General features: G+C 73.0%; 8 protein-coding genes and 1 pseudogene. 5 read left to right on the top strand and 4 right to left on the bottom strand.

What is annotated here, in order from left to right; genetic code table 11:
• Positions 1-708 (top strand): annotated as a pseudogene (locus tag AC0ZLC_RS23915) (hypothetical protein); the annotation flags it as partial.
• Between the two features lie 37 nt (positions 709-745).
• On the opposite strand, the gene AC0ZLC_RS23910 reads toward AC0ZLC_RS23915, so the two are convergent.
• Positions 746-2,059: an ABC transporter substrate-binding protein gene (locus AC0ZLC_RS23910; RefSeq protein ID WP_476753990.1), complete on the bottom strand. Its 1,314-nt coding sequence runs from the start codon at positions 2,057-2,059 to the stop codon at positions 746-748.
• 171 nt (positions 2,060-2,230) lie between these two features.
• Here AC0ZLC_RS23910 and AC0ZLC_RS23905 point away from each other — a divergent pair, with 171 nt between their 5' ends.
• Entirely contained in the window at positions 2,231-2,677 is a 447-nt protein-coding gene (locus tag AC0ZLC_RS23905; RefSeq protein WP_476753989.1) for an SCO4402 family protein, read from the top strand.
• A 47-nt stretch (positions 2,678-2,724) separates the two neighbouring features.
• Positions 2,725-3,606, top strand: a complete 882-nt coding sequence (gene purU / locus AC0ZLC_RS23900) for a formyltetrahydrofolate deformylase (protein ID WP_476753988.1) — start codon at positions 2,725-2,727, stop codon at positions 3,604-3,606.
• A 96-nt stretch (positions 3,607-3,702) separates the two neighbouring features.
• On the opposite strand, the gene AC0ZLC_RS23895 is transcribed toward purU, so the two are convergent.
• Positions 3,703-5,073, bottom strand: a complete 1,371-nt coding sequence (locus AC0ZLC_RS23895) for a maleylpyruvate isomerase N-terminal domain-containing protein (RefSeq protein WP_476753987.1) — start codon at positions 5,071-5,073, stop codon at positions 3,703-3,705.
• The gene (locus AC0ZLC_RS23890) at positions 5,070-5,645 is read right to left on the bottom strand and encodes a sigma-70 family RNA polymerase sigma factor (protein WP_476753986.1); all 576 of its coding nucleotides are present in this window, start codon (positions 5,643-5,645) and stop codon (positions 5,070-5,072) included. The genes AC0ZLC_RS23895 and AC0ZLC_RS23890 overlap by 4 nt, the downstream gene beginning before the upstream one ends.
• A gap of 340 nt (positions 5,646-5,985) precedes the next feature.
• Between AC0ZLC_RS23890 and AC0ZLC_RS23885 the strand changes: the two genes are divergently transcribed.
• Positions 5,986-6,360 (top strand): STAS domain-containing protein, encoded by a 375-nt coding sequence (locus AC0ZLC_RS23885; protein WP_476753985.1) that lies wholly within the window; start codon positions 5,986-5,988, stop codon positions 6,358-6,360.
• 175 nt (positions 6,361-6,535) lie between these two features.
• Positions 6,536-7,048, top strand: coding sequence for an EF-hand domain-containing protein (locus AC0ZLC_RS23880; RefSeq protein ID WP_476753984.1), 513 nt, complete (start codon positions 6,536-6,538; stop codon positions 7,046-7,048).
• Between the two features lie 21 nt (positions 7,049-7,069).
• Here AC0ZLC_RS23880 and AC0ZLC_RS23875 read toward each other — a convergent pair whose 3' ends face one another.
• Positions 7,070-8,569, bottom strand: coding sequence for a class I adenylate-forming enzyme family protein (locus AC0ZLC_RS23875; RefSeq protein ID WP_476753983.1), 1,500 nt, complete (start codon positions 8,567-8,569; stop codon positions 7,070-7,072).
• Positions 8,570-8,605 lie beyond the last annotated feature (36 nt).

Genomic DNA, 8,605 nt, shown 5'->3' with positions numbered 1-8,605 from the left:
GCGGGTCCCGGCGCGCCGGGCGGCCGGGCCGCCGCGCGGCGCGGCGCCGAGGGCGGCAGCGGCGGGGGCGGGCGCAGCCGCACCGGCTCGCGCGTGCCGGTGATCGTCGCCGTCGGCGTCGGCATCGCCGTCCTCGGCATCGGGGCCGGCGCCCTGCTCAGCACCGGTTCGGGCAGCGACGAGAAGAGCGGAGGCGAGCCCGTCTCGGCGGCGGCGTCCACCGGGACACAGCCGCCGTCCGCCTCCGCCGACCCGGCGAAGGCGCAGGCGGTCGCGCTGGACAAGCTCCTGGCGGACAGCAATGGCAGCCGGGACTCCGTGATCAAGGCCGTCGGCAACGTACGGGCGTGCAACAACCTCGGCCAGGCGGCCACCGACCTGCGTGCCGCGGCCGGTCAGCGCAACAACCTCGTCACCCGGCTCGCCCGCCTCAAGGTCGACAAGCTGCCGAACCACGCGGACCTGACCACCGCGCTCACCAACGCGTGGAAGGCGTCCGCGTCGGCGGACAACCACTACGCGGCGTGGGCCGACCAGGTCGCCGGCAAGCACGGCTGCCACAAGCACCGCGCCCGCACCACCGCACAGTCCCAGGCGGGCGACCGGGCGAGCGGCACCGCAAGCGCGCAGAAGAACAAGGCCGCGGGGCTGTGGAACTCCATCGCGTCCACGTACGGACTGACCCAGCGTCAGTCGACCCAGCTCTGAGGCCCGTTGCCGCCGGGGGAGGCCGGCGGCCGCGCGCTCACAGGGAGTTCGAGGCCGCGCTCTCCAGCGTCTTCGACACGTTGACGAACCCGCGCCTGGCGGAGACCAGCCGGCCCTGGCGTACGACCTGGACGGTCACGTCCGCGTTGATCAGACGCGGGAAGTCGACCGCCGCCAGCAGGTCCCCGAAGCGCCAGCTGAGCGTGGGCGTGAGCCGGCCCGTGGTGACCTTGAGGCCGTCGTCGAGCTTGCGCCGGACGGTGCGGGCGCTCACCTCGCCGTCGCCGAGGGCCTCCAGGGCCCGGTGCAGGACGTTGTAGGCGATCCAGGTGGTCTGCACCCCGGCGTCCGAGGGGTCGATCCGGTTGTCGTCGAAGGCCTGCTCGCGGATCACCGCCTTCATGGCGTTCCAGCGCGCGTCGCTCGACGCCGGGTACCAGCTGGTGACGTAGGCGTTCTCGTACGGGCCCGAGGGCCCGCCGGTGGCGTCGATCACCGTCTGGTCGACGCTGCCCAGCACGGACGCGGTGCGCACCTTCGGGTAGTCGTCCCGGTGGTGGCGGAAGGAGTCCATGAAGGCGGCCGTGCGGTCACCGAGCGCGGACACCACGCAGCCGCGCTTGGCGGGGTCTGAGGTCGCCCGGCCGAGGGCCTGGGAGACCTGCGCCGAGTACTCGGTGGAGTCCTCCGCCGCCCGTATGTCCACGGCCGGCGCGTGCCGCTTCCGCTCCAGGCCCGCGCCGATGAGCACCGGGAGTTCGTCACCGGCGATGGTGTCCGGGCGGACGAGCACGACGGGCCCGCAGGTCTCGCCGAGCTCCTCGCCCAGGCCGGCCAGCAGCGCGGGCTGCCCGCCGTTGACGGGGTAGGAGAGCGGGCTCTTGAACTCGTCGTCGGTGAGGCCGTATCCGCCGATGTACGGGATGCCGGCGCCCTGCAGCGGGGAGAGGAAGGAACTGCCGTGCTGGCTGTAGGAGCCGACGACGGCGACGACGTCCTCCCTGGCCGCGCGCCGGGCGCACTTCGCGGCGTCCACGGAGTCGTTGTGGTCGTTGCAGGTGAGCACTCTGAGCTCGCGGCCGTTGATGCCGCCGCGGGAGTTGACCCAGCGGGCGTACGCCTGCGCCATGGCGGGCATGCCGGGCTTGTTCGTCGCGGCGGTCTCCTCGGGCGCCCAGGTCATGACGGTGATGGAGTCGCCCCCGGAACCCCCTGTGACACCGGGGACGACTCCACAGCCGACGGCGATCGACGCACACACCGCCAGAGCGCCCGCCGCCAGCAGCGTGGCCTTGAGGGGGCGGGACGGTCGGGAGGGGGAGGAACTGCGGGTGCGTCGCCTGCCGGTCATGCCCATGCACGATTCCGTCACATCACCAACCCGGGAGTGACCATTGGTCAACGCAAGGTGACATGCGGGTGAACAACGGGGTGCGGTGAGCGCCCGCGTGAAGGGAACGTACGATCGACGACCGTGCAAGGTTCGGAGAAGTCTTCCCGTCGCGGGTACCGCTCATCCACCATGGGCGGCATGCCACTGAACGACATGCCGTGGTGGCGCTGGCGCAGCAATGTGCGCTCCGCGCTGCACATGCTCTCCGACCCCGGGTTCCAGCGGGACGTCTGGCTCGCGGGCGTCGAGGGGTACGGGGACGTCACCGACGCCGTGTACCGCCTGGTCGAGGACACCTGGCTGGACAGCTGGTCCGCCGAGAAGTACGTCGGCACGATCCTCCGCGACTCGCAGGAGGCGGCCCTCGTCGACACCGCCGTGCTGCGCGTCCTGCGGATCATGCACCAGGTCGGCCCCGACGCGCCGGTCTCCGCCTATCTCGACCACCACGCGTGGCCGGAGGCGGTCCGCGCCGCCCGCGAGGCGCACGTGCGCCTCGCGACGAGCGACGGGGACGACCCCGACGTGCCGCCCCGAACGCTGGAGGTGCTCCGGATCCTGACCCGGTCCGCCTAGCGATACACCCGCCCGGCGCGGCTGCCGGGTATGGGACCCTGGCGTGCATGAGTGAGCAGTCCGTTCCCGCCCCCGCGCCCGCCGAGCAGTACGTCCTCATCCTCTCGTGCCCCGACAAGCAGGGCATCGTGCACGCCGTGTCGAGCTATCTCTTCATGACCGGCTGCAACATCGAGGACAGCCAGCAGTTCGGCGACCACGACACGGGCCTGTTCTTCATGCGGGTCCACTTCTCGGCCGAGGCACCGGTGACGGTGGACAAGCTCCGCGCGAGCTTCTCCGCGATCGGCGACGCCTTCCACATGGACTGGCAGATCCACCGGGCCGAGGACCGCATGCGGGTCGTCCTGATGGTCAGCAAGTTCGGCCACTGCCTGAACGACCTGCTCTTCCGCGCCCGGATCGGCGCGCTGCCCGTCGACGTCGCCGCCGTGGTCTCCAACCACACCGACTTCGCCGAACTCGTGGCGTCGTACGGCGTCCCCTTCCACCACATCGCCGTGACGAGGGACACCAAGGCGGAGGCCGAGGCGCAGCTCCTGGAGCTGGTGCGCGCCGAGGACGTGGAGCTGGTCGTCCTGGCCCGCTACATGCAGGTCCTCTCGGACGACCTGTGCAAGCAGCTGAGCGGGCGCATTATCAACATCCACCACTCCTTCCTGCCGAGCTTCAAGGGCGCCAAGCCGTACCACCAGGCGCACGCCCGCGGTGTGAAGCTCATCGGTGCCACCGCGCACTACGTGACGGCCGATCTCGACGAGGGCCCGATCATCGAGCAGGAGGTCGAGCGTGTCGGCCACGACGTGACCCCGGACCAGCTCGTCGCCATCGGCCGCGACGTGGAGTGCCAGGCCCTGGCCCGCGCGGTGAAGTGGCACGCGGAACGCCGCATCCTGCTCAACGGCCGCCGCACGGTGGTCTTCGCGTAGCAGCGGCCTCCGGGCGGGCACACCCCGGGCGGCACCCCGCCTCCGCCCGTGTCCGCATGTCTGCGCCTGCCTCCGGCTGCATCCGGCTGCGTCCGGCTACATCCGGCTCAAGGACGCCACGGCGCTGAGCACGTCCTTGATCGCCTCCCGGTCCCCGTCCTGCCCGGCGGCGGCCTCCTCGGGCGGCACGTGCCCCGCGGCCAGCCGGCAGAACTCCACCCCGTCCAGCGCGACGTGCGCGACCTCCCGCTCGGCGGAGGCGACCGCGCCGGGCGAGTCGAGCGGGACGAGCCACTCCCCGCCGCCCGCCCCCTCGATCTCCAGCCGCAGGCTGCGGCCGGGCGTGCCGGCGGCGACGAGATGCCGGGCCGGCGGGGACGACAGACCCGCGCGGCGCCGCTCGGCCAGCGACTCGGGCAGCATGCGGGCCGCCAGGTCGATCATCCGGTGCAGATGGCGGGGTGCGGGCGGCTCGTACGGGTAGTCCACCGCTTCGGCTATGTCGCCCGCGTGCACCCAGCACTCGAACGCCCGGTCCAGCATGGAGTCGCGCAGCGGCAGCTCGAAGCCGCCGTACGGCACGGGAAGGAGCCCGGAGCCGCCGCCCGCGAAGGACACCGTCCGGACCAGGTTGTGGCTCTGCTCCCGCCAGGGGCCGCGCAGCGCACGGGTGGGCGGGAAGTGCGACGCGGCCCAGTACGCCTCGGTCCGCCCGGCGGGCGACCCCTCGTCCGCGCGGGTCTCGCCCAGCGGATCGTCCAGACCCAGCGCGACGGCGACCATGCCGTCGACGCTGAGCAGGTGGGCGATCACTCCGGCGACGGTCGTACGGCGGCTCACGGGACCTTCGCCGTCGAACCAGCGCAGCCGCACGGGCGCGTGCCACTCGGCGCCGCCGATGTCCTGCAGCAGCGCGTCGAGCCGTGCGGTCTCCGCGTCGTACGGGGTCGCCCAGTCGGGCACCGGGATGCGCGGCGGACGCCGGCCGAGGCAGCCCTCCAGGACGCTGGTGCGCAGCGTCGGGTCGAGGTCGAGGATCTCGGCCGGGTGCAGCAGTCCGACCGCCTCGCGGAGCCGGCGGGCCTCGTCCGCGCAGGCGCCGCACTCGCCGAGGTGTTCCTCGACGGTCAGCGTCTCCTCCGGGGAGCAGGCGGCGAGCGCCCAGGCGCCGAGGAGCGATTTCAGGACACGGTGCTCCAGGAGCAGCGGCGCGGGGGAGCGGATTGCCGCGGCCGGGTCCAGCTCGGGAAGCGGAAGTCCGGTGTCCTCGACGGAGGCGCGCGGCAGCGGGATGAGCGCCGGCCGGCCGGGACCTTCCCCGGGACCGGTCTCCCCGGGACCGCCGGGCCCCTCCCCGGGACCGCCGGGCCCTTCCCCGGGACCGGCCTCCGCGCCGCCGGGTTCACCATGTCCCCCGTGCGCGCCCTCCGGGCCGGGGCCGTCGAACCGCTCGGCGTCCCCGCTCACCGCGTGCTCCCCGGTTCGGGCGGGGTCCCGGACCGGCCGGCGTCGTGCGCCGTCGACAGCAGCTGGAGTCCGAGGCGCAGCCGGCGGCGGGCCTCGTCCTCGGTGATGCCCAGGTCCGCGGCGGTCTGGCGGTAGTCGCGGCGCTGGAAGTAGGCCCGCTCCAGGGCGGCCCGCAGCGGGGTGGGCATCGAGGTGACGATGTAGTCCGCGCGGGCGGCCACCGAGGCGCGGCGCACCCGGCGTTCCAGCTCCTCCGCGCTGCCCGGGCCGCCGGCGAGCGCGGCGGTCTCGGTGACGCGCAGGCGCTGCACGGCGAGCCGGTGGGTCAGCGTGGCGACCCAGGAACGAAGCGGGCCCTGCTTGGGGTCGTAGGCGTCCGGGTTCTCCCAGACGTGGGTGAAGACCTCGCGGGTGATGCCGTCGGCCGCGTGCTCGTCCCCGAGGACGCGGTGGGCGAGTCCGTGCACGAGCGAGGCGAACCGGTCGTACAGCTCGCCGAGCGCCGCCGCCTCCCCGCGGGCGAGCCGCTGCTGCATCCTGCGGTCCCAGCGGGGCGGTGCGTCCTTCGCCATACGGCCCCTCACCCCTGCTTGTCGTGGTGCCCGTCCTGGGTCCAGCCTGTGCGCATCGCTGTCTTGAATGTAGTCGGCACGTCCGACGACGCACGCCCCTTTACGGCAATGTGCGCCCCTTGACGAGCGGCGTTTGATAGTGGACTCCCGTCGGCGCGGCGCCTACCCGTCCCCGCCCCGATCAGGCCTGACCGGGGCAGATCGACCAGGAACGGATTGGCTCGACCGGGGCGGGTTTTCGATCACCGGCGGGTGTTTCATGGAAAAGGCTGCCGGGCAGCCGCGCAGGAGAAGCGAGGGAGCGCATTCCGCTTCCGGCGAGCGACGAGAGGCGTGGCGGGTGACGCTCAAGGTGACCGACGGGGAGCAAGGCGACTGGGCCGTGCTCCAGGTGACGGGCGAGATGGACCTGGTGACGTCACCGGTGGTCCGCCAGCGGGTGCACGACGTGGTGGCCGACGGCCGCCACAGTCTCGTCCTCGACCTGTCCGAGGTCTTCTTCTGCGACTCCAGCGGGGTGGGCGTGCTCATCGCGACCCGTCGGCTCATCCGTTCCTGCCAGGGGCGGCTGCGGCTGATCCTGCCCGCGCAGGGCGCGGAGGACGGTTCGCACGTCAACCGGGTGCTCGCCGCCCTCGGGGTGCGCCGTCTGTTCGACGTCTTCCCCGACCTCGTCACCGCCCTCGACGAGGAGTCGCGCCCCATGTCCGCGTGAGAACCGGGTCACCTCGCTGTGGCGCGGTGCCACACAGTTGTCCCGGAATTCCCGCGGTCTTGGTACAAGCGCCGGTTTCCCGCTCCCGGGAGGGTGCCGGCGTCGTACGCTCCCTGCCAGATGAACGCGCAGTCCGGCTCAAAGTCCGGCTCTGATGTAAGGCGGTCCGAACACCATGGTCAGCACCGAGTACGAGCGCAGGATCGCCGCCCGGTTCGCCACCTTCGACCAGGACGGCAACGGCTACATCGACCGCGAGGATTTCAACGCGGCGGCCAAGTCCGTCCTCGCCCAGTTCGACACGGCGGCCCGGTCGGACAAGGGCCAGGCCCTGTACAGCGGCGCCGAGGCGTTCTGGCAGGGCATGGCGGGCATCGCGGACCGGGACGGCGACCAGCGGATCACGCGCGCGGAGTTCGTGAACGGCGCGGCGAAGCGGCTGCGCGACAACCCCGACCGCTTCGCCGAGATCGCCCGCCCCTTCCTGCACGCGGCGCTCGCCGTGGCGGACACCGACGGGGACGGCGCCGCCACTCTCGAGGAGACGGCGCGGGTCCTCCAGGCCCTGGGCGCCCCGGAGGACGTCGCCGCCGCCGCGGCCGGCAGCCTCGACACGGACGCCGACGGACGTATCGGTGAGACGGAGGTCGTCACCGCCTTCGCCCGTTACTTCACGGTGCCCGAGTGAGGGCCGCGGCGCGCTCGGCCCTCACGCGGAGAAGCGCTCCCTGAGCCGGTACTTGAGCACCTTGCGCAGGGTCTCGTTGCGCGGAAGGGCGTCCACCACCTCCAGTTGCTCCGGCAGCTTGTGCACGGACAGCCCTTCCCCGCGCAGATACGCCGTCACGGCCGGCAGGGTCAACGCGGGTGCCCCGGGCGGCTGTTCGACCACCGCGCAGACCCGCTCGCCGCGTTCGGCGTCGGGCAGGCCGATCACGGCGGCGTCGCCGACGGCCGGATGCCGGTGCAGCAGGTCCTCGATCTCCCTGGCCGAGATGTTCTCGCCCTTGCGGATGATCACGTCCTTGAGGCGGCCGGTCAGCACCAGATGACCGCTGTCGGTCAGCCGGCCGAGGTCACCGGTGCGCAGGAAGCCCTCCTCGTCGAAGGCCTGCGCCGTCTGCGCCGGGTCCAGGTACCCCTGGCAGACGGCTTCGCCGCGCAGCCGCACCTCCCCGTCCACGATCCGGATCCGCATGCCCTCGGGGGGCCGTCCCTCCGTCGTCGCCAGGTTCTCGGCCGTGTCGTCCGGCGAGCCCATCGTGATCATCGGGGCCTCGGTCATCCCGTATCCGTGGGTGAGCTGGACGCCCATCTCGCGTACCACGCGGTGGTAGAGCCCGGGTGGTTTCGGCGCCCCGCCGCCCGCCAGCAGCCGCAGTGTCGGGATCACCTTCGTGCCGGGCTGCCTGCGCTGCTCGGCGAGGAACATCGAGTAGAACGCGGTGGAGCCGCCGGCCACCGTCACCCCGTGCCGGCGGTACTCGTCCAGGGCGGCGGGCAGCGCGAAGTGCTCGAACAGCACCGCGGGGAAGCCGCACAGCAGCAGCATCACCGTGTAGTCGGGCCCGGCGATGTGCGCGTACGGGAAGGCCATCGAGCCCACGTCGTCGGCCGACAGGCGCAGCGCGTGCGCCAGGCAGGAGCCGCCCGCGATCAGTGAACGGTCGGTGTGCAGCACGCCCTTGGGGTCGGAGGTGGTGCCCGAGGTCCAGTAGACCCAGCGCACGGTGGTGCCGTCGGCGGGCGGGGCGGGCAGCACGGACGGATCGCCGTCCGGCAGGTCGCCGTACGCCTCGAAGACGCCCTTCGCGCCGAGCGCGCCCGCCATCTCCGTGTGGTCGAAGCCGCGCCACACGCCCGGTACGGCGAAGAACTCGGCCCTGGACGCCCGCAGGGCGAAGCCGACCTCGCGGTCCCGGTAGAAGGGGATCACCGGTGACTGCACGGCGCCGAGCCTGGCCAGTGCGAAGGACAGCAGCGCGGTCTCGATCCGGGTGGGCAGCTGCCAGGCGACCACCGTGCCCGGGCGTACGCCCATGCCGTGCAGGCCCGCCGCCACCCGCTCGGCGCGCCCGCGCAGCTCGCCGAAGGTCAGCCGGCGGTCGCCCTGGAGCAGGACGGGCCGGTCGGGGGTCAGCTCGGCGCGACGGCAGACCAGTTCCCAGAGCGTGTGCGACGCGGCGAGTGCGTGTGCGGTGTCGGTCACGGCGATCCCCTCACTGCCGGTGCCCTGCGGCCCGTC

Source organism: Streptomyces sp. GLSS-08 (assembly GCF_056387915.1).
This window is presented reverse-complemented; position numbering and strand designations above follow the sequence as displayed.